We start from the raw sequence: 24,111 nt of genomic DNA, 5'->3' as shown, positions 1-24,111 counted from the left end.
GTCCTCAGTCAAAAATATTGTCGGTTGCTATATGCTGTTCATATTAAAATAATCCGAGTGCACTTCCGTCTTCGGCTACATCCATATTTAGTGCTGCAGGCTGTTTCGGCAAGCCCGGCATCGTCATAATATCCCCTGTTAAGCATACGAGGAATCCCGCACCTAACTTCGGAAGAATTTCACGAATTGTCACAACGAAATCGGTTGGTCGGCCTACTAAGCTTGGCTGATCCGATAATGAATATTGTGTTTTCGCCATACAAATCGGTAAAGTGTCCCAACCATTTTTTTCGATGACTGCTAACTGTTTTCTCGCAGCATCCGTTAATTGTACACCTGCACCGCCATAAACCTGCTGTACAATCTTCGTTAATTTTTGTTCCACTGTTTCTTGCAGATCATATAAATGATGGAAAGTATTTGGCTGTTCAATTACTTCGAGAACCTTTTCAGCAAGTTCAATACCGCCTTTACCGCCTTCTTCCCATACATTCGTACGGGCAATCCGAACTTCATTCGCTTCCGCCCATTGTAAAACAGCTTTCAGTTCCTGTTCCGTATCCGTAATAAATCGGTTCAAAGCAATTACCGGCTCCAGTCCAAAGTTCCGGACATTGGCTACATGCTGAGCTAAATTGGAAATACCTTGTTTTAAAGCTTCCACATTTTCTTCCACTAAGTTAGCTTTTGCTACACCGCCATGCATTTTCAGTGCGCGGATTGTCGCAACAATAACGACAGCGTTCGGTTTAAATCCTGCTTCACGTGCTTTAATATTTAAAAACTTCTCCGCACCTAAATCAGAACCGAACCCTGCTTCTGTTACAACGATATCCGCAAGTTTACGGGCTGTTTGAGTTGCAGTAATCGAGTTGCATCCATGGGCAATATTAGCAAATGGACCACCATGAATTAATGCGGGTGTACCTTCAATTGTTTGAACCAAGTTAGGATTCATCGCTTCCTTTAAAATAAGAGCGAGTGCTCCTTCTACTTGTAAGTCACCAACTGTCACCGGGTTCCGGTCGTACGTATAACCGATTACAATACGTGCCAAACGCTGTTTCAAATCTTTCATGCCTGTTGCTAAACAAAAAATGGCCATAATTTCAGAAGCGACTGTAATATCGAACCCGTCCTCACGAGGTACACCTTGCATCGGACCACCTAAACCAACTGTTACATGGCGCAGTGCACGGTCATTTAAGTCCAGTACACGTTTCCAGACAATTCGTCTCGGATCAATATTCAATGCATTTCCTTGATGGATATGATTGTCAATCAATGCAGATAATGCATTGTTTGCTGTCGTAATCGCATGGAAATCGCCATTGAAATGCAAATTGATTTGCTCCATCGGCAATACTTGTGCATATCCGCCGCCAGTAGCGCCGCCTTTCACACCCATTACCGGTCCTAATGAAGGCTCCCGTAAAGCAACCATTACTCGCTTATCCAATTGGTGCAATGCATCCGCCAAACCGATTGTTACCGTTGATTTTCCTTCTCCTGCTGGTGTAGGGCTAATCGCTGTTACAAGCACCACGTTTGCCGTTGCTTCACCACTAATTTTACTTGTATCAATTTTTGCTTTATAGCGACCGTATTGTTCAACTGCATCTAACGGAATGTTTGCATTCTCAGCAATTTCCAAAATCGGCTTCATTGTCGCTTGATTGGCTATTTCAATATCTGTTAATGGTTTCTTCGTAGTAGTTGTCATGCTTCGCCCTGCTTTCTTATATGTAATCACTTTATTATAGTCTGTTTTATCTGAATTAATAAATATAAAAAGTGAGTTAAATCGACAAATTATTGACAGTTATCATATGTATAGTATATAGTTTATTCGTAATATTCTGGAATCTTTATGTTTCATCAATTGATTTTGACAGTATCGGAGGAGAAAGCGGATGCACCAAGGCACTGTAAAATGGTTTGATAATGAAAAAGGTTATGGATTTATAGAATCTGCGAATGGTGAAGATGTTTTTGTACACTTTACTGGCATACAAGAGGAAGGATTTCGTTCACTGGATGAGGGACAAGTGGTTGAATTCGATTTAGTCGATGGCATCCGGGGTCCACAGGCAGCGAATGTTATAAAAAAATAGACAAAGCTGTAAACGAAATGTTTTAGTCGTTTACAGCCTTTTTTTATTTCTTATTTATTTCGTATTGTGCGCCATCAATTGTAAAATGCTTTTGCTCCGTCGCACCTGAAATGACGACCTTTTTTATGCCATAGCCATGTTCGAGCATATAATTCCAAGCCATTCCTTCACCAACTGGCTTGACAAAAATAAGTTTTACTTCATCGAGTAGAATAATCGAATACTCCACGTTCTCTTCCTGATTTTCCTTTTTTAAAATGGTCGCACCACATAATTGGGCAATTTGCTCCACGGCATCAAAATTCGGTACAACAAAATGGACAGCTTGGAGCGTTAAATCCCCTAAAGGATGTTTTGCTATAATACCACGGTCCGTTAGTTCTTTACGCCGAATTGTATCTGCTTCATCCCATTGAATGAAAAATGGGAATTCAATTTTCGATTTCGGGTGACCAATATAAAGCAGTTGCCAGCTTACTTCAGAGCCATCTTCCCGTTTTCTGGAAAAGCGTTCAGGTCCAACTACTTCCAACCCGGCTTTAGCAAATAACTTCGCATCTTCTTCGATTGTCGTTGTACGAACCGCAAAACGCGTCAATCCGTCACGTCGGTGATTTTCTTTATAACTCGCATGTAATGAATACTTCTTTTTGGCTGCTTCCTGAAACTTTTCCTCATTTTCAACGCCGATCAATTCAATATAAGCTAAATCAAAATAGCTTAGTGTATTATATGTACCCCACGCTTCATGACTTCCTCCCGGGACAACATGGAGACCTTCTTCTTGGAGTTTTAACAATGTCTGTTCTGGATATGGGACAAAATGGACGAGATGATCGAACTGGTACATGCTTCAACCTCTTTTCAATATTAAATAGATTAAATATTCTAAATTATAACATATACAGGCAATTGAAAAATGAACAAACTATATTTAGGATAGAACATTAATTAATGCAGTTGCAGCTGCCATTTTTCCGTCGACTTTAACTGTCTTCCCAGATTTATGAATAATATAATGGGGCTCCATTGCACCGTACAAAGATTTGGAGCTATTTGCGACCATATAATCCGCTTTTGCCGTTTCCATTCTTGCAGAAGCTCTTTCCAATAAAAACGATTCATCTTCTGTCGCTTCCAGTTTAAAGCCGATTAATGTTGTTTCCGGCGACCAGTTTTTAATTTGTGCCAAAATTTTCGGCGCTTTTTTAAAATGGATAATTGGAGGTTCATCAGATGGCATTTTCCCTTTTTCAGTCAGCTCATTACCATGCTGATCAAACACTTTGTCAATAAGCCAGTCAGAGCCGGCCACAGCCATAATGACATAATCGATTTCCTCGGACTCAAGAATAGTTTTTAGCTTATCGCCTAAATCCTCGATACCTTCAAATTTAATAAGCTGCATCTCATTTTGATGTTCCGGCAGCTGTGTAAATACACCATGCATATAAATGACGTTCGCACCTTTTTCAAGTGCCGCTTCTGCTAAATAGCACCCCATTGTTCCTTTTGATAAATTCGTATGGCCGCGAACATTATCCCATTTCTCGAATGTTCCGCCACTCGTTATTAAAACTTTTTTTCCTGTTAGCATAGTTGGTTCCCCTTTTACTGTTCTTCGTTTTCCAGCCACTGTTTTAATATTTCCACAAATTTTTGCGATGCCGGTGAAAGCTTCTGCTTTGTCGACAGCCCGAGGATTCGGTAACTTTCCTGTACAAGAGGCAGGGCTTTTACAGTATCCGGCAGCATCGAAATCGCCATTTCAGGCAGTATGCTAATGCCTAGATTATGTTCCACCATTGATACGATGGCCTTTTCGTCATAAAGTTCAAAACGGATATTTGGAAATACACCATATTTTTCAAATGTCGTCATCACATCATTTGTCCCTTTATAAGAAGGCATGATAATCGGCGTTTCTTCAATTTCAAATAAATCGATCTCTGCTCTATCATATAGCGGACTATGCGACGACACAATACATAACAGAGGATCCCTTTTTAGCGGTATAAATTCGAACTGTTTGGAGCTTGTCCGGTTTAAAAATCCGCAGTCCACTTCACCTTGTAATAGCCACTGTTCAATTTCATAGTAATCCCCTTCACGCAATTCAATGCGAATGCCCGGATATTCTGAATCCATAATATGAATGATGTTCGGCATCCAATGTGTAGAAATCGTCGATATTAGCCCAATTCGCACTGTCCCCTGACTTACCCCTAAAATATTTGACGCGGTCTGCTGCAGATGTTCTTCCGCCAATAACACTTTGCGCATTTCATAAAGCATTTTTGTACCGTCTTCTGTCAATGTTACTCCTGTACGGTTACGATGGATTAAATTAAATCCAAATTCCTTTTCCAAACTTGAAACTGCATGACTTACAGCTGATTGTGTAAGTCCTAAAACCGAGGCGGCTTTTGTAAAGCTATGTACTTCCGCCACTTTATTTAAAATTTCATACTTGACTAAACTCATGATAATTCACTCCACCAATCAATTTTAAACATGAATTATTTTCATATCATTCATTATAAACATTCGTTTTACTAATCACAACTTCCTGTTTATACTGTTTTATAACAGATCGGATTTGTAGATGATAATATATTTTAAGTCTATTAATCCTATAGTTAAATTTGTCTTCTATTACATATTTTTACTGACTATTTAAAACTTACTTTTTAGAAATGTGGTGACATCTTTGAGTTTACAGGGTAAAGCAAATATTTTAATGGTGATTGTTACAATGTTTTGGGGGCTATCCTATACGTTTATGGTCATGGGCCTGGAAAGTCTGGAAGCTTTTAATGTTGTAGCACTTCGATGCTTAATCGCATTTATCATTGCAGGGCTAATCTTTTTACCAAAGATGTTGCGTGTGAATATCAAAACGATTTTATATGCATCGGTTCAAGGTTTTTTATTGTTTACGATTTTTGCCTTATCACTGTTAGGTCTGAAAACGACTTCAGCTGGTAATGCAGGCTTTATACTTAGTTTAACAGTTGTATTAGTACCGATCATGACGAGCTTTATTGAAAAACGCCTTCCTTCACGAGCAGTGAGCTTTGCCGTTGTTGCTACAATGATTGGAATTACCGTTTTAACAATGAAAGATTCTATGACGTTCCAGACTGGAGATCTTTTAGTTGCGATCGCAGCAGTTTGCTATTCAATCTATTTAATATTAAATAGTAAGTTCACTAAAAACGTTGAGTCCATTTCTTATGGAGTCTATCAGCTAGGTATTGCCGGCTTGTTTGGAGCAGTGTTCACTATGATGTTCGAATCTCCCATGTTCCCGTCGAATTCTTCTAGTTGGATTGCTGTACTTGGATTGGGTATTATTTGTACCGCGTTTTGCTTTATCGCGCAAGCTGTTGTACAACAATACACTTCCCCTACCCATACAGGACTGATCTTTTCTCTTGAACCTATTTTTGCAGCCATATTCGCGATGCTTTTCCTAGGGGAAGGTTTAACTGCACAACTTGTGATTGGTGGTGCGTTTATTTTAATCGGGAATACTGTTGCTCAACTCGAACAATTTATAGCAATGAAAAAAATCCCAGCACCTACTCACTCTGAAACTACGTTATAATAGGAAGAGACATCGCATCGAAGCGTGCCATGTCTCTTTTTTTATAGATTATTGATAGAATTAACTCTATTATTGTTCTATTTTTATGTAAAGTTTAATATAATGTAAAATGCAACGATTTTTCTGATAGTTCTAAAAACATAATCAGTTTTCATAATAACAATCTGACGTTATTATTATTAGTAGCAATACTGCGACATTAGTATTTAAAAGTTGTATTAAAGGAAGTGTTACAATGATTGGACGTAATGACCCATGTCTATGCGGTAGTGGAAAAAAATACAAAAAATGTTGTGAAGGAAAAAATCAAGTAACTTCACAAAACGTTTTCCAGGAAGAGATTGAAAACGTATTACAAACTTTCTATAGTAATTACCCAGAACGAAAAGATATCCGTGAATTTATGGAATTGGTTCGTAATTGGGCACCGAAATTAGAAAAGAAATTACACAAGGAATTAGTGGAAGCCGTTGCTTTGGACGAATATTTCTTCCATCAACGACCTGATATTTGGCAGAACTTTTTAGCGAAAACAGCGAAAAAAGTGCTTCGCCCATCTATGATCGAATTATTGAAATCATGGGAACAGCCGATTTTCTTCATCGGAACTGTTGAAGATGTGAAAGATGATTACTTTACAGCTATCTCTGCATTAACTGGCACAACCTATCATATTCAGCGTGAAAGCCACAAATCAATCCCTCTAGGAATGCGTGTGTTCGCCTTTTTATTACCGGATGGTTCAAACAAGGAAAACCACGTATTAGCTGTCTCTACACTAATCTTCTTCCATAAAGAACATGCGATTTCTTTTGAACAGTTTACAGAAGCTTACAAAGCAAGCCGTTTACCTGTTGAGCAGTTCACAAAAGAAAACCATTTATTATTATGGGAAGGCCTAGTTGAAAACGGCTATGAAGGGGAAGAGTTTACACCTTTCGAGCAGGAAGTCGTGGAACAGTTAAAAGCATTTATGGCGGAAAAAGCGATCAATAACGAGAGCTTCGTAGCAATGGTTGAAGACTACTTAGTCGAAAAACAGCCTACAGCACGTAAAGCAGGCGCTATTGCTGCAGGTGCAGTAAGATTCGGTCAGGATAATGATTTATTCGATCAAAAATTCACTGTAAAAGAAATCGGCGAAAGCTTCAGTGTTTCCCCATCTTCTTTAAATAAATATTATCAAGAATTAAATGCTTTCTATAATGAAAAGCAACTTGTTAATAGTTAACAAAAGAATAAAAGCTACTTTCGAGACGTCGAAAGTAGCTTTTTCATTTGTGCTGATTTTAAATAAGACCATAAAAAAACAACTTGTAATATAGTAGTTATGCGCTACACATAACAAGTTGTCTCTCCCTTTTCAGCTATAAAAAGGTTATAAAATGAAGAAATTTTTCAACGGTAACCACTCCGCTGAAGTCATTTACCTGTTAGAAATAAATCTGTACCAGAGATTTAAACTAGGTAAATAAGAAATACTTAATTATTATATCAAAAAAACATTATTATTCAATAGTAAGATGAATGTTCTAAAATTATTATTTTTCGGAAACTTTCATTATTTCTTTACCAAGAAACTGAAGCTGTTCCCCTACTGTACAAGATTCAATGCAGAAACGGTGTGCACCATGTTTACCGCGTTCTTTGCGAAGGTCCTGAATGACTAGACAATCAGCGCAGTACATATCCATTAATTCATCAATATCTTTCATAACATCTACTTTATTCAAGTCATGTACCTCCCGATAATTTGTTTTACTATTGTACGCTATTTTTTTATTTTCTCCAACTTACATGTATTTGTTATACTTAAACGAACAGAACATTAAAGGAGCGAAATTATGTTAGAAGTCTATATAGATGGCGCCAGTGCCGGCAATCCCGGTCCTAGCGGGATTGGCATATTTATTAAAGGTGAAGGACAGCATGTAAAAATCAGTGAACCAATCGGCATTACAAACAACCATCAGGCCGAATTTATTGCGCTTTTACGCGGTTTGGAAGAAGCTTTGAAAATCGGTTCATCGTTTGTTTCAATGCGCTCCGATTCAAAAATTGTCGTAAGCTCAATCGACAAAGCATATGTGAAAAACGAGGAATTCAAACCTTATTTAGAGCAGGCACTCTCTTTAATCGAACAATTTGACCTATTTTTCATAAAGTGGATTCCCGATAAAGAAAACAAAGCAGCGGATGTACTTGCCCGTGAGGCGATTTTAAAAAATAGTTAGATATTTGCACTTCACTGGAAAGACAGGAATAGCACCTTTCAACCCATTTCCCATACCGAAAACTCCTAAAACTAATTGTGGCAAAAAACGATCCATCTATCCCACTAATGGAACGATGAATCGTTTTTCTTATTGTTCTGTTTTATGTTTTTGACGATTGAGTAACAGCATATACAGTGCGAATACGACAACTATTATGAATGCCGCAATGTAATACACATATTCATAGCCAAGACTCACCGCTACCATCCCCAGTAAGTACGATCCAATAGCAATCCCTATGTCAAACAGCGTAAAATAAGTGGCCGTAGCGTATCCGCTGCGCTGGATTGTCGTTGCTTGGATACAAAGTGACTGGAAACTTGTTGTTAACGTACCGTACCCTGCACCAATAAAGATCGCCGATAATAAGAACGGAATTTCCTGATCTGCATTACCAAGAATAATCAATCCTAATGCAAAAATAAAGAACGACGGAATAATAACAAATTTTGCGCCCATTGTATCATAGATTTTCCCTGTGAATGGACGAACGAAAATCATCGCAACAGCAAATACCGCAAAGAAATAGCTGGCAACACTCAGTAAATCTTTCTGTTCCGCATAAAGTGATAAGAACGATAAAACACTCGCATAAGAAAATGCGACTAAGCTAGCGAGTGCAGCAAGCGGTAATGCACTTCGTTCAAATAAATCATTGAATGAAAATTTAAAGCTTCGGTCTGCCACGACTGGTTTTGGCAAATCATTCGTCTGAATAGTTAGTGCCAGCAAACTGCCTATTGCCACAAAGACAGATAAGGCGATAAACAACACATCAAAACCTGAATATTGAATAATAAGCAACCCGATAAAAGGACCGAATACAACAGCTAAATTTGTGGACATCGCAAAATAGCCCAATCCTGCTCCTTTACGTCTTTTCGGTACAATATCGGCCGCTAAAGAGCCTGATGCTGTTGTTGCAATACTAAACCAGATGCCTTGAAAAAAACGAAGTGCCAGTAAAAGCAGAAATGGTTTAAAAAATAAATATAATACCGTACATGCAAAATATAGTATAAGACTGATAATCAGCAAACGCTTCTTGCCAAAAAGATCCAACAGTTTTCCACTGAAAGGACGAACGATAATCGCCGAAATTAAAAATACAGTTACGAGCAGGCCCGAATCGTCATCCGATTTTCCTAATTCACCGATTGCATATAACGGCAACGTTGTGATCAACCCGTAAAACACAAGAAATATCGACATATTCGTAAAGAATAGACTTATAAATCGTTTTGTAAAAATTTTATTTGTTTGTTCTTGTAGCTCCATTTATTCTAACCTTCCATCTTTTTTAGTAATTGAATAAGGAGCACCTGTTCTTCCTCTGTTAGATGCTCAGCCATTTTTCGCTCAAATGAAACGACGGATACTTCTATTTGAGGAAATTGTTCCATTGCTTTGGTCGTTAAATCAATCATTTTTTCCCGTTTATCCGTTCCTTGAACCCTTTCCACCCAGCCTAGCGTCTCCAGACGAGTGACAGTTCGCGTAACAGTCGGCGCTTCAACATCCAGGTATTTCCATATCGCTGTAAGTGTCATCGGCCCGTTTTGATGCAATAAAAAAAGAACCGTCCATTGTGAGCTGAATAGTCCGTGTTGTTTTAAAACATCATTTAACTGTTTTACTAAATAACGATTTTGCTGAAAAAGTATATGAAATAACGGATTCATCGCAATCTCTCCTTATTTACCTAACTAAATAATTTACTTTCACTATTTTACGCCTCATAAAAATCTATGTAAAGTAATTGAGATAAAAAAGGCAAAAAAGAAGCATTTAAACTATGATGCTAGCCTAAATGCTGTCCTTTATCTTATGCTGTGCTCACGGATATTCAGCAATGCACCAATCGCACCGGAAAATCCGCAATCCTTTAAGAAAATAGGTTTATGTTTTTTCAATATAGTATAATGTTCAATCACCTTTACAAGCTGTTCATTGTCGATTAGCGTTGAGCCGATATATACGATATGATCTGTCTTATATTGTACGGCTAGCTGGATACTTAACGTGGATATTACTTCACCGATCAGCCCTTGTGTTGTGGCCAGTACATTATTCTGTTCAAATTCACGTTGATCGGTAATACCGACCTTCCCAAAATTACTTGCAGTTAAATTGCCGTCAATCGGCGTATCCATACCTTGATAAATATCTTTTACAAGCAAATCAATGCCTTCTCGCTTCCCTTTGAAAGCGTTTGCTTTAATTTCATCAAAATCTGAAATTCCGGTCATAATTGTCGAAAGTCCGATTAAAGTACCTCCGCCAACTCCTGTACCGCCAACTCTGGCATGTGTATAGCCATCCATATAGTGAATCGATGTGCCTGTACCGATATTAGTAATAATACTTTGATCAATTGTGTGGCCTTCTTTCTCCAGCAAATAGCGCACACCTTTTAATGTTGCTTCAAATTCAACAATATATTCAATCGACTTCATTGTTTTTAAGACGTCCAGTAATTGCTCTGTGCGTCCTCCAGTTAAGCCGATTTCTTCAACTTGAGGATGATTTTCCAACCATTCTTTTACTAAATGCATTTCGTTAGATGGAAAGACCGTTAATTTAAGCTCCTGATGTTCATCTAAATAGGCAAGCTTTGTTAACGTACCCCCTGTATCAATTCCAATCCATGCTGACATAAATTAATCTCCTTTATTATCCCACGAGTGATTCGTACCCCCCTATCATAACGTAATAGGAGTCGGCATTAAAGAAAAAATTCTCCTAAAAATGGAGAATTTATTATACTTGTATTATATTTTTCTCGATTAATGCACGTTTATAAAACTCAGCAACAAACATATGCTCATACTTATTAAGCAAACGCAAAACCCTTGCCTCATATGTATTGGTTGGTTCATCATCCAAATTAAATCTTGCAATAATCTCTTCTTTTTTCAATAAATTTACTAATGTCATTACTTCAGTTTTCGGTAAAGTTACTTGATGTAATTTCAATATTTTTGACATTGAACGTAATGCCGTGCGTGAAATTAAAATTTTACCGTGCATATTCTCGGAAATTTGCTGCAAGAACTGTTTCGCCTGCGCATTCGGTTTTATCGAAATCTTTTCCATTGTTGTTGTTTCCCCGTCTTCTCCTTGACGTTCAATCATTTGAACAGTAAAAGGAAGCTCCTCACGGAAAGTCTTCATTGATTCAATCGTTATCCGATCATCCTCGATTTTGCAATTCGTTGCTGAAATGACAAGTTCGTATGTCGTTTCCAGCATCCGGAAATTTGTCAGTAATAAAATAAAATCATTCGTTTGCTGCTGTTCAATTAACTGATCTCCATCAACTTTTACAAAGATTGAGAGCAGGCTTGCCGCATCGGCTAATGCACGGTGCTGTGTTTCGTTTTCCAATCCAAGCTGCGCCATTAACCCACCTAATGAAGGCTGCTCTTTTAACCCATTGGCAATCATATATTTTTGCTGAAAGTCGATCATCGGATATAAGCAATCATTTTTTATGTAATTGCGCGACAGCTCTTCTTCAAGCACTTTCCGATCAAATTCACCAAATGTCAAAAATACATAATCCTGCTTACACCAGCGTTTAAACTTATTAAAAGCTTCTTTAAAAGAAGGCGCATCAACCAGCTGTTCTGTAGTGATACCTGTCAGTTTTTGAATATGCGCATTCAGCTTTTTGAATTTATATGGCTGAATTAGCTGAGTAAACGTTTCTGTCGTACCATCCGGTAACCATTTAACCGCACCAATTTCAATAATATACTGCTTACCGCGTATAAGGGCGGCTTCTATATCTATACTTATATATGTTTTCGTTCGTCCCAAATTTTTCACCTACACCGAATCTATCTAAATTTAACAGGATATGATCTTCCTATTAAAGATTAACCTCTCTCATTGTATATGAAAATATGGGATATGACACGATAATGTTCGTTTATTCCACACAATTCGTGTTAAAAGGCTTGAAAAAATGTGATTTTCTTATAAATTCTTATCAATGCTATTAATTCACCTGCAAATTTTCAATAAATTAATAGACGATCGATGAACATAGCTTTAAGTTTTTCCCAATCTTCCAAAATTACACTATACATAACGGTATGACGAATGATTCCTTCTTTTCGAATCATATGATTACGCAAAATTCCTTCTTTCACTGCGCCAATACGTTCAATGGCTTTTTGTGAACGGTAGTTTTCGTGTCCTGTTTTAATTTGAATACGATTTAATTTAAGTACTTCAAAACAATATTGGAACAATAGAAACTTGCAATTTGTATTAATCGCAGAACGCCAAAGACTCGGATTATACCAAGTCGCCCCTATCTCAAGCCGTTTATGGGGAAACGAAATATCAAGAAAAGATGTACAGCCTACAATTTCATCTGTTTTTTTATCGACAATCGCAAACATATACGAAATACCTTTTTCACGCTCTTTAATCGCATTTTCGATATAGTTTTGTACCGCTTCTTGTGAAAGCAATGTTACCGACATATGCTCCCAAATCCGCTCATCATTCGCGGCATTTGTGATTGCTTCGATATCACTTAATTGGACTGGCCTTAGTTTGATGATTTCATTTTCTAATATTATTTCTTCCATATAATTCTCCCTTTTCACTAAATCAAATTGGATGTTTCCCTTATGAACGTAAAGAATGAACTTGAGACAGATTCCGCACAAATTCCGAGAATTTTTCTTCTTCCTCAATAACCGGATGATGATTACTTTCTGCAAATGTCGTCAATGTCGCATTCGCCAACAAATCCGCCGCTTCCACTGCAAATTCATACGGACATTGGGCATCGTATAACCCGCCATATATATAGGCTTTCGTTTTCACTGTTGGTAATTGCGGTCGCAAATCGAATTCTGGCAGCTCTTTATACGAAAAATAGTCCAGTCTTTTCGAAACGGTTTTCCCGCTGTTCGGACGGCTTATCATATTTTCATAGCTTTGTTCTTTATATAACGACATAAGCGCCCATTCTTTAGAGCCAGCTCTTCTTTGCTCGATTGTAGATGATGGATCAGCCAGCATCGCTAAAATCTCAAGAATCCTTTTATTGTTAGGATTTTCCTTGCAGTAAATGCTCGCAGGATGATGCATATATTCTGCAGAAGCACAGAGTCCGCCAGCTACGATAAACTCCACGCTTTCCGGATGCAAAATAGCATAATCTAATGCAAGCATCCCTCCTGTTGAATGCCCCGCAAAGCCCCATGCATCATAACCCAATGCTGTACGGAGGGCCTCCAGATCCGCTACACTATCCTTCATGCCATAATTAAAGACAGACACATCATCCGTTGAATTTCCACAGCCACGCAAATTCACTAAATGCACTTTATAATACGGGACAAACATTTCCGCAAATCGATTTCCATTTGCATTATATTCACTGTATAAATGCGTCACACAGAGCGGTTTCCCCTCCCCTTTTGTAAAAACTTCGAATATTCCTCGCGTTGTTTCAATTAGCTGCTGTTCCCACATAGTACCACTCCTTATTTTTCCAATATTCTAATAAATTTTCGCATAGTTAATGAGTGGACACAATGAGTATTTATATCTTTAGAGAACCTTTAAAGCATTCAAGTCACCACTAAGTTCGTTATAATTACATACTTTCAGGAGATTGGATTCCTAGTAACTTCAAACCATCCTTTAATACAGTTGCCACTGCAAAACATAGCTGTAAACGGCTTTCCCGCTGTTCATCTTCTACTAAAATTTTTGTATTTGCATAATATTTGTTGAACATCCGTGCTAATTGCAATACATATTTCGCAATTAAGGACGGATCCACTTGTTCAAAACTATCTGTGATCACTTGTGGATAATGTTGCAACAGCTGAATTACCGCCCAAGCCGATTCTTCTAATTCTTTTACGGGTATTTCCTTGTTAGCTTTAAATTTTGCCTTTTGTAAAATTGAATGGATACGGGCATGAGTGTATTGTACATATGGTCCTGTTTCACCTTCGAAATTCAACATTTGAGGTAATGAAAATTCAATATCGTTTAATCGGAAGTTTTTTAAATCATTAAATATAACCGCGCCAATTCCTACTTGCTCAGCAACAGTTTGTTTATTATTTAACGTTGGATTTTTCTCCTCTATATTTCTGGTTGCCGTTTCCACTGCTTCTTTTAATACGTCCTTCAATAAAATGACTCTACCTTTACGAGTCGACATCTTTTTCCCGTCTTTCAGCATCATTCCAAATGGTACATGCTTCAGATTTTCCGACCAAGGATACCCCATTTTCGAAATCACTTGAAACACTTGTTTAAAATGCAGTGTTTGCTCATTTCCTACTACATAGAAAACTTTAGAAGGTTCATAATGCTTCTGTCTGTAAAAAGCTGCGGCTAAATCACGGGTTGCATATAATGTTGCACCGTCCTGTTTTGTTATTAAACAAGGTGGCATGTCTTCAAGCTCCACAACATTTGCGCCATCCGACTCTGTAAGTATTTGCTTCTTATTTAATTCATCAACAACAGACTGCATTCTGTCATTATAAAAAGCTTCTCCCTCATACATATCAAACTCAATATGAAGCTGATCATAAATCTGATTAAATTCTTGTAAAGAGGCACTTTTAAACCAGGTCCATAATTCCATTGATTGAGGGTCCTTATCTTCGAGCGCTTTAAAAGCTGATCTAGCTTCCTCATTTAGTGTTTCATCTGTTTCTGCTTCATCATGGAACTTCACGTATAGCTTTAAAAGTTCTTCAATAGGTGCTTGTTCAACACGTTCTTTATCTCCCCACAATCGGAATGCGACAATCAATTTTCCAAATTGGGTGCCCCAGTCGCCAAGATGATTTACCCGAACGACACTGTATCCGTTTTTTTCTGCAATATTTGCAAGGGCATTGCCAATAACAGTAGAACGTAGATGTCCCATGGAGAATGGCTTTGCAATATTCGGTAATGAAAAATCGATTACGATGTTTTTCTGCTGGGTTTCTTGTTGACCGTATGCTTCTGGGGCTTTCATAATTTGAGTAATGACGTCTCTCGTTACTTGTAGCTTATTTAAAAATAAATTAATATAGCCTCCAACAACTTGTATTTCCTGAACGAGCTCACTTTTAATACTGTTGCTTATTTCCTGAGCGATAACGTTCGGGGCTTTCTTTAAAGTTTTAGCAAGCGTAAAGCATGGAAAAGCTACATCCCCTAAATGCTCATATTTCGGCTTCTCCAGTAGTCGTTCAATTTCATTATTAGTTATTATTTTTTGCGACAAAGCCTCATAAATAATTGATGCAATACTTTTATACATGTTATCCCCTCCCAAAATAAAAAAGCCCCCGTCTCAAATAATAGAGACGAGAGCTTTGAATTCCCGTGGTACCACTCTAGTTGCCACAAATCGTGACCACTTTCCATTAGTAACGGGGTGACTCCCCGGCAGATCCTACTCATGTTCAGACCGCTTCTCCAAAGTGCGCTTCATTTACATATTTTGCACCAGGCTTACACCAATCCCCGGCTCGCTTTCCAAAACATCTGTAAATTACTGTCTTTTTCATCGAATTTAAATTTATTGAATTATATCCATTAAAGGTGATTATTGTCAATGTTATTTCTGTAGTTATTAGATAATCTCGGACGGATATTAGACAATAGCGACTTAATTTTAGAAAATCACTTGATATAAATGCATGCTGCTCAGTTATTTCCTTACTAAGGGGGCTTTTAGAGACGTCGAATAGCCTTTATTAGAACATTTGATACGTTTATTAGATGATGCTTGTGACATATTAGAATAACCGGAAGCTTTATTAGAAAATCTCAACCACTTATTTGAACAACCGGCAAATATATTAGAAGATAAGGATTTTATTAGAACTTTTTAAAATATATTAGAACAATCTGCCAGTTTATTAGAAAATCCAATCCCCCCAGCACGCCCGAACGGCAAGCATAAAAAAACTACTGAAATCATCGTCTCAGTAGTTTTAATTCAGTAAGCCTTTAGCAGCGGCATAACTTGCATTTATTCATTTCCCTTAGTTTCAGGAACGTTTGAGAAAAATTTGCGTCCAATGAAGGTTTGGACAATTAAGAATAACCCTCCGACTGCCCAGTACAGTGGAAGTGCAGCCATCGAAGACAATGAAATAATGACAATCATAATTGGAGATACGTAAATCATCAGTTTCATTTGGTTCTTCTGAGCTTCTGGTACGGTTTGAAGCGATACTTTTGCTTGTACAAAATAAACGACACCTGCAATGGCAGTCATCCAAATATCTGTAGAGCCAAGGTCAAACCATAGGAATGAATGTGTTTTAATTTCAGTCGAATATAATATCGCATAGTATAAGCCCATAATAATCGGCATTTGTATAAGCGCTGGTAGGCAGCCCATATTTAACGGATTAATATTATGTTCTTTGTAAAGCGACATCATTTCCTGCTGAACCGTCATTCTTTCTTCCGGAGTTTTTGCTGCTTTTAAACGTGTCTGGATATCCTCCATTTGCGGACGGACTAAATCCATTTTCACTTTCATTGTAGCTTGACTGCGGTAAGTTTTAAGCATAAACGGCATTAGTACGAGACGAATAATTAAAATAATCGCAATAATAGCTAAACCATAGCTGCCGTTAAATAATTCACCAAATGTGTTTAACGTCCAATCCATCGGACGTACAAATGTTGAATAGAAGAAGCCTTCTTTGTTTTCAACACTTTCACAGCCTGCCAGTAAAAGTGGAACGGTTAGAAGGAAAACACTAAGTTTTAAGTTTTTCATAGTTCACCTGCTCAACAATCTTGTAATTCGTTTATATCTTAAAATATTTTTCAAAAAAAGAACAGTAATTACTCTTATAAATGTTAAGTTTTTTTAATATGAACGTAATAAAACTTAATATTTTTTATATATTTCAATCTATTTTCTGCTTCAGCAAGTTACCCTTCCCTATGATTTCTTTACCAGATCCCCCAATATTTCTTCATTATGTTTCCCTGCTTTAACCCCGATTGTCCCATAAGAAGCCTTGAAAAGATTGGACTTAATCGGACATGCAATCTGTTTTTGTGTAGTTCCGTCCGGCTTTGCTATTTCCACAAACATTTCCCTTTCCTTGAAAAGTGGATGTGCAACCGTTTCTTCAAAGGTCAATACCGGCTCCACACAAGCATCTACTTCGGAGAAAATAGATTGCCATTCTTCCAATGTCTTTTGCTTAAAAGTACTTTGCAGCTGTTCTTTCAGCAATGCTGTATCATCCGGTTTATTACTCATTGCTAATCGAAGTAAATCCGGGGATCCGATCGCCTGACATAAATGCTGCCTGAATTTCGGTTCCAGACTGCCGACAGAAAGGTACCGACCATTCAACGTTTCATAATAACCGTACAATGATCCCCCGTTTAAGACGAGCTCTTCACGCACAAGCGGTTTTCCTTCCGCTAAATAATCATGGGCAAATAAGGCGTTTAACGTTAAAGCACAATCCGTCATACTAATATCTAGATGCTGTCCTATCCCTGTCTTTTCACGATAAATGACTGCCGATAAAATACCGATTACCGCATGCATTGATCCTCCAACCAAATCAGCCACCTGAAACCCGATATTAGCCGGGCCATTTTCTTTTGTGCCTGAATAACCTTGCAGCCCGGACAAAGCTACATAGTTAATATCATGCCCGCCGCGTTCACTGTACGGGCCTGTCTGACCATAGCCAGTAATGGAACAGTAAATTAAGCCAGGATTGATCGCTCTTAATGTTTCATAATCGAGACCAAGCCGCGCCATCACGCCAGGGCGGAACTGTTCAACAACAATATCGTATTCCTGTTCCTTTAAGAGCTCCTTTAAAGATGCGACAACTTCCGGTGATTTCAAATCAACCGCCAGCGATTTTTTAGAGCGCTGCAAGTACTCGTCCGGTCCCCATTGCCTGCCTTCTTCTACCGGTTTTGTGACATGGACCACTTCCGCTCCGAGATCCGCCAGCATCATCGTCGCAAACGGACCTGGCAATAATGTAGAGAAATCCAATACTTTTAATCCTTTTAACAACATTACCTCTTCATCCTTTCATAATAAATTAAGGCCGTACTGAAAGCTGAACTTTCAACACGGCCCCCAATTGTCCTGTTTATTGATTTGTAACGGGCTTTAAAAAATTCGGAGGGCGTTTCTCAAAGAACGCGCGGATGCCTTCATTTACTTCCCCTGTAGTAAATGTTTTCGCAAAGGCTTCCCGTTCAACTAATAACCCTTGTTCTAACGGCAATTCTTCTGCGGCCAAAATACTCTCTTTAATAAGCCCGATTGCTCCTACCGCACTTTGGGCAAGCTTATTTGCGAATGCAATTGCTTTTTCTTCCAACTCTTCCGGAGCTACCGCTTCTGTAACTAAGCCGATTGCTGCCGCTTCTTCAGCTTTTAAACGTTTGCAAAAATACATCAATTCGCGTGCTTTTGCTCCGCCTACTAACCTTGTCATTCGCTGTGTGCCGCCAGCACCAGGCAATAAGCCCAATGATGCTTCCGTTAATCCAATTGTGCCGGCACCCATAATCCGGAAATCGCATGCAAGTACGAATTCACAACCGCCACCTAATGCATGGCCATTAATTGCAGCAATTGTAGGTACCCTTAATGCTTCCAGCCGATTGAAAATATCCTGCACATGTTTTGAGCTTTCGGCAAAATCCACGTTTTCATCAGAACTGCCCATTGCACCCAGGTCAGCACCTGCTATGAAGATTTTCGGGTTGGCCGATTTGAACACAATGGAACGGATTTCCGGAGTTTTCTCAACTTCTTCAATCAGCTGCAATAAGTCCTGTTGAATTCCCGCATTTAATGTATTGGCTGGCGGGTTATTAATTGTTACAACGTGTACTCCGTAATCTAATTTTTCTATCGTCATTGTTTCAAGATTCATCCGTTATCCTCCTTATCGTGGGGCCATGCGAATCGCACCATCGAGTCGAATTGTTTCACCGTTTAACATTGGATTTTCAAAAATGGCCTTTACTAAATGTGCATATTCATCCGCTTCACCTAAACGGGATGGGAATGGAATTTGTTTTCCTAACGCTTCCTTAAGCGCTTCAGGTGCACTGTTCATTAAAGGTGTATCAAAAATTCCCGGTGCAATCGTCATAACCCGGATGCCATAGCTTGCCAGGTCCCTTGCGATCGGCAATGTCATTCCTACAATTCCACTTTTAGATGCAGAATAGGCAGCCTGGCCGATTTGTCCATCGAATGCCGCTACAGAAGCTGTATTTACAATAACCCCGCGTTCCCCGTGTTCATTCGGTTCATTTGTCATCATGGCAGCTGCCGCTAAACGGATGACATTAAATGTACCGACTAAATTAACTTGAATAATAAAGTTAAATTCATCTAATGGAAATATACCTTTTCTGCCTACTACACGTGTAGAAGTACCAAGACCGGCACAGTTTACGACACCCTGGATCGAACCGTACTTTTCTACGGCACCGTTAATCGCTGCCTGTACATCTTCTTCCTTCACAACATTCGTTTTATAAAATAGGCCATTTATTTCTTCAGCAACCGCTTGACCCTTTTCTTCATTTAAATCCAAAATGATCGGATAGCCTCCAGCAGCTGCAATCTTTCTTGCAGTCGCTTCACCTAACCCTGATCCTCCACCCGTAACGATAATTGCCTTTTGGTCAAAATTCATTATTAATCCCTCCTTATTCGTGTTCAATCTTTAACCTATTTGCCATTTCTGGACATATACAATTCGCGACTCGTCCATAACCGCATGATCTGCGTTCTAGTTCATGTACTGAAGTTTAAGAACTCCGACCAACCGACCGCTTTTTATTTAGGCAGTGCATTCTTATCCAAGTTTTTCAGTGCTGTCTTTAAAATCTTACCTGTTCCCGACTTCGGAATTTCTTCGATAAAACTTACATAATCCGGTACTTTGTATTCGGCAAGTTTTACTTTGCAGTAGTCTCGAATATCTTCTTCTGTAAGATCGGTGTCTTTCGATACAACATACGCAACCGTCTTTTCACCAAAAAACGGGTCCGGCCTTCCGATCACAGAGCATTCTACGATAGCCGTATGCTGATACAGCAGTTCCTCTATTTCCCTTGGGTAAATATTAAATCCGCCCCGAATGATAATGTCTTTTTTACGGTCAACGATAAAGTGATAGCCTTCTTCATCGCGGTACGCCATGTCCCCTGTATACAACCAGCCATCCCTAATTGTATTTGCGGTTTCGTCCGGCTTTTTGTAGTAGCCTTTCATCATGTTCGGTCCTCTAAATAAAATCTCGCCTACTTCATGATTGGCCACTTCATTGCCTTCCGGATCGATTAGTTTCAAATCGATCCCCGGTAACGGCATGCCGACAGAATTGACTTTTTTCGGTAAACTTCGATGTGTTGTCAGCCACCAGAACCGGCTGTGCGTAATTTCGAGAAGTCCAGCTGTTCTACTAAATGAGGAACTTGGGCAAAAAAGGCATACATTGTCGGAACACCTAAAAATATTGTAATTTCATGTTCGGCAATCGCTTTTAATGTTTCTACCGGGTGGAACCGTTCCTCTAAATAAATCGCACAGCCGTGAGCAATCGGTGCAAGGAAGCCTTGAAGTTTTGCATAGGCATGGAACAATGGTAATACACATAGTACACGGTCACTCGGAACTAACTGATTGTAGACGGCTGCTGTAATCGCCATCCAGTTTAAATTTCCGTGTGTAATCATGGCGCCTTTCGGATTTCCGGTCGTTCCGGAAGTGTAGATAATTTGTGCGACGTCAGATTCATGTAGGGGGACAATTTCTGTAATAGAAGCGGATGTATCCAGTTGATGCCATGATAAAAATTGTTCATCAGGTGTATCACTGTAATTAATAATTGCTTTGACTGTTTTCATTTGAGCCATTGCGTTTTCAATAACCGGTTTACACGCATCTTCGATAATTAATAATTCAACTTCAGCATCGTTAACGATATACGTAACTTCCTGCTCTTTAAATGTCGGGTTGATCGGAACGACCGTACCTCCATTTGCTAAAACAGCAAAATACGTAATAATATATTCCGGACGATTGGTCATCATTAACGCCACATTTGTACCTTTTGTGACACCTTGTTCTTTTAATCCTGCAGCGATATTGTAAACTTTGTCTTGCAATTCTTTATAAGTAAGTTGAGCCCTTTTGAAGTGGATGACAGGTTGATCTGGCAAACGAGAAGTTGTTGAAGTAAGCAATTCAACAATGTTCATAATGTAACCTCCTACTATCAAATTATCGTCAAAGGAAAGGAGGATTCCCCCCTCCTCAAGAGCGCTTTCTTTAAATTAAATACTTACTTTAGAACTGATTACTTCTTTAGAAACGTTTACAATGATGTCATCCGGAATACGGAAACTTAAAGACGACGGATCGTTTTGAACAGCAGGCACAAGTTGCGGAATATCTGCCGCATCAATATTAAACTCGTCAAAGCTTGGCGGCAGATTTACTGCATTTCTCAAGTCAACTATTACATTGATGCACTCATCCAATGTTTCTTGCGGATTTTCTGCATTCGGAATGACCCCTAATGCAGAAGCAAATGCATTAACTTTCGGTAAATACATGTTGGGCATGTTTTTCATGACACTTGGCATGAGAACTGCATTTGCCAATCCATGCGGAATGCCGTATTTTGCACCATACGTATGGGCTATATTGTGGATTGGTATATTGGCCATCGCCGCCTGGAAGCTTGTGATAGCCATTGCACTCGCCTGAAGCATATTTGCACGCGCCGCAACATTCTTCCCATCATGCACTGCTGTAGTTAAATTTTCGACGATGATTTTTGCAGCATGCAGCGCAAATGCATCCGAGAAATTCGTGGATTTTGTTGAGAAAAATCCTTCTACAGCATGTGTCAGTGCATCCATACCGGTAAATGCTGTTACTCTTGGTGGTAAACCGACCGTTAAATCAGGATCTAAAACCGCAATGTCCGAACATAAATACGGATTCATTAAGTTGCATTTCAAATTCAGCATTTCATTGAACACAACGGAAATACTTGAAATTTCAGCACCTGTTCCAGCAGTTGTCGGTATCGAAATATGTGGAATACCGAATGGATTTGCATCCGGCCATACTTCCAAAACATTCCCGGTTAGGATATATTCAACTTGATTCACTCCATTATAAAGGGCCCATTTAATTGTTTTAGCCGTATCTAAAACACTGCCTCCGCCAATAGCAATAATGGAGTCGCCATTGCATTCTTTAAAATACTTCAGACCTCTGTTAATATTGCTTGATTTCGCATCTTGCTGAATATCATCAAATACACCAGCAAGCTTTATGCCGGGTACCATATCAAATAAGCTTTTGATTTTTTGCGTTAATCCGGCATCTGTTAGTCCTTTGTCCGAAAAAAGAACAGGGCGCTTTCCGCCTAACCCTTGAATTAAATCCGGCACTAAAATATGTGAACCTGCACCACTTCGGATTTCAGGGCGATGCGTGAATTCAAAATAGGAAGTCGTTTTCATCGTATCTCTCCATTCTTTTTTCGATTAAAAGATTAAACCTAATGCTGGGCGCTGCGCATTTTCCGTCGTTAAGGACGTGCAAATATTTTTAAGCTCTGTGTAGTCATCAAACACTTGAGCCCCCTGTTCACGACCTAAACCGCTTTGTTTATAGCCGCCGAATGGAGCATCTGTACGGAAAATGTGCCAGTCATTGATCCAAACTGTTCCTGCATTTATTTTCGTAGCAATTTCATTTGCTTTCGTCACATCACGACCCCAGACACCACCTGATAATCCGTATTCTGTATCATTTGCGATGGCGATAGCTTCTTCTTCTGTAGAATATTTAATGACGCATAATACCGGACCAAAGATTTCTTCTCTCGCAATCTTCATATCATTTGTTACATCTGCGAAGATTGTCGGCTCGATGAAATACCCGTAATCCAGCCCTGGACCTGTTGCCCGTTTACCACCGCATACTAGCCTTGCACCTTCATCAATGCCCGACTGAATATAATCGAGGATTTTATTCATCTGTGATTCAGAGATAACCGGCCCCATTCCAGTCGTCATATCAAGCGGCTGGCCTAGTTTAATTTTCTTCGTTGTTTCAACGAGTTGTTGCACGACGATATCATAAATGGATTCATGGACGATGAGACGTGTACTCGCTTCACATACTTGCCCGGAATGGAAAAATACACCGAGCAGAATTCCCGGAATCGCCACTTCGAGATCTACATCCGGAAGTACGATTGCAGGTGCTTTCCCTCCAAGCTCAAGCGTCACTTTCTTTACAGTACCTGCAGCTTGCGCCATAATTTTTCTGCCTACTTCGGTAGATCCAGTAAACGCCACTTTCGATACATCCGGATGTGTGACAAGTGCATCACCAACTTCAGCTCCAGGACCAGTAATGACATTGATTACCCCTGGTGGAATACCTGCTTCAACTGCTAATTGTGCAAGCTTCAATGTACCTAATGGTGTATTTGAAGCCGGCTTAATAATGATGGAGTTCCCCATCGCAATTGCCGGTGCGATTTTCCACATCGCTAAAACTAACGGGAAATTAAATGGTGTGATCGCAGCTACTACACCGAGTGGTTCGCGAACGAGTAAGCTTCGGTTGGGACCGAGCTGCTCATTAACAGGAAGCGCTGTCACGGCTTCATATTTCAACGATAAATCCGCTGTTTGAGTAAGAGAAAGTATTAACTGTCGGATATCCGCGCCACCCAGTTTACGAAGTGTCGCACCCGTACTAATACCCTCCAAAAATATTATCTCCTGGGCATGCTCTCTGATTTTCCCCGCAAATTGCAGCATGATTTGTGCACGCTCCGCCTGCGTTTTCCCTGACCAGACACCCGATTCAAAAACTTCTTTCGCATTTTGAACCGCCTTATTCACATCTTCCTGGTTTCCTTTTGATACTTTCGCCACGACTTCTGATGTAGCCGGATTGATTACATCAAAAAATTCACCTGAAGCTGGTGGTGTCCACTCCCCATTGATAAACTGCGGAAAGATTTTTACCTGTACGTCTGTCGTCATCTTTCATCCCCCT

General features: G+C 39.2%; 24 protein-coding genes and 1 other annotated feature. Of the genes, 4 read left to right on the top strand and 20 right to left on the bottom strand.

Annotated features, from left to right (window positions below; genetic code table 11):
- Positions 1-43 precede the first annotated feature (43 nt).
- Positions 44-1,723: a formate--tetrahydrofolate ligase gene (locus tag B5473_RS13690; protein ID WP_079526070.1), complete on the bottom strand. Its 1,680-nt coding sequence runs from the start codon at positions 1,721-1,723 to the stop codon at positions 44-46.
- A gap of 190 nt (positions 1,724-1,913) precedes the next feature.
- Between B5473_RS13690 and B5473_RS13685 the strand changes: the two genes are divergently transcribed.
- A complete protein-coding gene (locus B5473_RS13685) occupies positions 1,914-2,114 on the top strand; it encodes a cold-shock protein (RefSeq protein ID WP_079526068.1) in 201 nt (66 codons plus the stop codon).
- A 43-nt stretch (positions 2,115-2,157) separates the two neighbouring features.
- On the opposite strand, the gene B5473_RS13680 is transcribed toward B5473_RS13685, so the two are convergent.
- From B5473_RS13680 to B5473_RS13670, 3 genes are all read right to left on the bottom strand, one after another.
- Positions 2,158-2,964 (bottom strand): VOC family protein, encoded by an 807-nt coding sequence (locus tag B5473_RS13680; RefSeq protein ID WP_079526066.1) that lies wholly within the window; start codon positions 2,962-2,964, stop codon positions 2,158-2,160.
- 84 nt (positions 2,965-3,048) lie between these two features.
- Positions 3,049-3,711, bottom strand: coding sequence for a phosphopantothenoylcysteine decarboxylase domain-containing protein (locus B5473_RS13675; protein ID WP_079526064.1), 663 nt, complete (start codon positions 3,709-3,711; stop codon positions 3,049-3,051).
- 14 nt (positions 3,712-3,725) lie between these two features.
- On the bottom strand, positions 3,726-4,598 hold the full coding sequence (locus B5473_RS13670) for a LysR family transcriptional regulator (protein WP_079526062.1): 873 nt from the start codon (positions 4,596-4,598) through the stop codon (positions 3,726-3,728).
- Between the two features lie 226 nt (positions 4,599-4,824).
- Here B5473_RS13670 and B5473_RS13665 point away from each other — a divergent pair, with 226 nt between their 5' ends.
- Positions 4,825-5,724: a DMT family transporter gene (locus tag B5473_RS13665; RefSeq protein ID WP_079526060.1), complete on the top strand. Its 900-nt coding sequence runs from the start codon at positions 4,825-4,827 to the stop codon at positions 5,722-5,724.
- A gap of 235 nt (positions 5,725-5,959) precedes the next feature.
- A complete protein-coding gene (locus B5473_RS13660; protein WP_079526058.1) occupies positions 5,960-6,955 on the top strand; it encodes a YecA family protein in 996 nt (331 codons plus the stop codon).
- Between the two features lie 310 nt (positions 6,956-7,265).
- Here B5473_RS13660 and B5473_RS13655 read toward each other — a convergent pair whose 3' ends face one another.
- A complete protein-coding gene (locus B5473_RS13655) occupies positions 7,266-7,457 on the bottom strand; it encodes a zinc-finger domain-containing protein (RefSeq protein ID WP_008404740.1) in 192 nt (63 codons plus the stop codon).
- Between the two features lie 111 nt (positions 7,458-7,568).
- On the opposite strand from B5473_RS13655, the gene B5473_RS13650 reads away from it, so the two are divergent.
- Positions 7,569-7,958: a reverse transcriptase-like protein gene (locus B5473_RS13650; RefSeq protein ID WP_079526056.1), complete on the top strand. Its 390-nt coding sequence runs from the start codon at positions 7,569-7,571 to the stop codon at positions 7,956-7,958.
- 129 nt (positions 7,959-8,087) lie between these two features.
- Here the strand turns inward: B5473_RS13650 and B5473_RS13645 are convergent, their stop codons facing one another.
- From B5473_RS13645 to B5473_RS13580, 15 genes are all read right to left on the bottom strand, one after another.
- Positions 8,088-9,278 carry an MFS transporter gene (locus B5473_RS13645; protein WP_079526054.1) on the bottom strand — a complete coding sequence of 397 codons (1,191 nt, stop codon included), beginning with the start codon at positions 9,276-9,278 and terminating at the stop codon, positions 8,088-8,090.
- A gap of 5 nt (positions 9,279-9,283) precedes the next feature.
- Entirely contained in the window at positions 9,284-9,682 is a 399-nt protein-coding gene (locus B5473_RS13640; protein ID WP_079526052.1) for a MarR family winged helix-turn-helix transcriptional regulator, read from the bottom strand.
- A 138-nt stretch (positions 9,683-9,820) separates the two neighbouring features.
- Positions 9,821-10,657, bottom strand: a complete 837-nt coding sequence (coaW, locus tag B5473_RS13635) for a type II pantothenate kinase (protein WP_079526050.1) — start codon at positions 10,655-10,657, stop codon at positions 9,821-9,823.
- Between the two features lie 103 nt (positions 10,658-10,760).
- Positions 10,761-11,831, bottom strand: coding sequence for a 3'-5' exonuclease (locus tag B5473_RS13630; protein ID WP_254865317.1), 1,071 nt, complete (start codon positions 11,829-11,831; stop codon positions 10,761-10,763).
- A 191-nt stretch (positions 11,832-12,022) separates the two neighbouring features.
- Entirely contained in the window at positions 12,023-12,604 is a 582-nt protein-coding gene (locus B5473_RS13625; protein WP_079526046.1) for a GNAT family N-acetyltransferase, read from the bottom strand.
- A 40-nt stretch (positions 12,605-12,644) separates the two neighbouring features.
- Positions 12,645-13,499, bottom strand: a complete 855-nt coding sequence (locus tag B5473_RS13620) for an alpha/beta fold hydrolase (protein ID WP_079526044.1) — start codon at positions 13,497-13,499, stop codon at positions 12,645-12,647.
- A gap of 124 nt (positions 13,500-13,623) precedes the next feature.
- Positions 13,624-15,303, bottom strand: a complete 1,680-nt coding sequence (gene argS / locus B5473_RS13615) for an arginine--tRNA ligase (RefSeq protein WP_079526042.1) — start codon at positions 15,301-15,303, stop codon at positions 13,624-13,626.
- Positions 15,304-15,342: 39 nt separating this feature from the next.
- Positions 15,343-15,562: a binding site (T-box leader), on the bottom strand.
- A 458-nt stretch (positions 15,563-16,020) separates the two neighbouring features.
- Positions 16,021-16,782, bottom strand: coding sequence for a membrane protein insertase YidC (gene yidC, locus B5473_RS13610; protein ID WP_079526040.1), 762 nt, complete (start codon positions 16,780-16,782; stop codon positions 16,021-16,023).
- Between the two features lie 168 nt (positions 16,783-16,950).
- Positions 16,951-18,063, bottom strand: coding sequence for a CaiB/BaiF CoA transferase family protein (locus tag B5473_RS13605; RefSeq protein ID WP_079526038.1), 1,113 nt, complete (start codon positions 18,061-18,063; stop codon positions 16,951-16,953).
- Positions 18,064-18,139: 76 nt separating this feature from the next.
- The gene (locus B5473_RS13600; protein WP_079526036.1) at positions 18,140-18,934 is read right to left on the bottom strand and encodes an enoyl-CoA hydratase/isomerase family protein; all 795 of its coding nucleotides are present in this window, start codon (positions 18,932-18,934) and stop codon (positions 18,140-18,142) included.
- A 12-nt stretch (positions 18,935-18,946) separates the two neighbouring features.
- Complete coding sequence (locus B5473_RS13595) at positions 18,947-19,708, bottom strand: 3-hydroxyacyl-CoA dehydrogenase (RefSeq protein WP_079526034.1); 762 nt, start codon at positions 19,706-19,708, stop codon at positions 18,947-18,949.
- A gap of 143 nt (positions 19,709-19,851) precedes the next feature.
- A complete protein-coding gene (locus B5473_RS20935) occupies positions 19,852-20,388 on the bottom strand; it encodes a class I adenylate-forming enzyme family protein (RefSeq protein WP_254865316.1) in 537 nt (178 codons plus the stop codon).
- Positions 20,389-20,429: 41 nt separating this feature from the next.
- Positions 20,430-21,278: an AMP-binding protein gene (locus B5473_RS20930; protein ID WP_254865315.1), complete on the bottom strand. Its 849-nt coding sequence runs from the start codon at positions 21,276-21,278 to the stop codon at positions 20,430-20,432.
- A 75-nt stretch (positions 21,279-21,353) separates the two neighbouring features.
- Positions 21,354-22,556, bottom strand: a complete 1,203-nt coding sequence (locus B5473_RS13585) for an iron-containing alcohol dehydrogenase (protein WP_079526032.1) — start codon at positions 22,554-22,556, stop codon at positions 21,354-21,356.
- Positions 22,557-22,580: 24 nt separating this feature from the next.
- A complete protein-coding gene (locus B5473_RS13580) occupies positions 22,581-24,098 on the bottom strand; it encodes an aldehyde dehydrogenase family protein (RefSeq protein WP_079526030.1) in 1,518 nt (505 codons plus the stop codon).
- Positions 24,099-24,111 lie beyond the last annotated feature (13 nt).

The sequence above is a fragment of the Solibacillus isronensis genome, assembly GCF_900168685.1.
GTDB lineage: Bacteria > Bacillota > Bacilli > Bacillales_A > Planococcaceae > Solibacillus > Solibacillus isronensis_A.
Note: the sequence above shows the minus strand (reverse complement) of the source record. Positions and strands in the feature narration are given on the sequence as shown.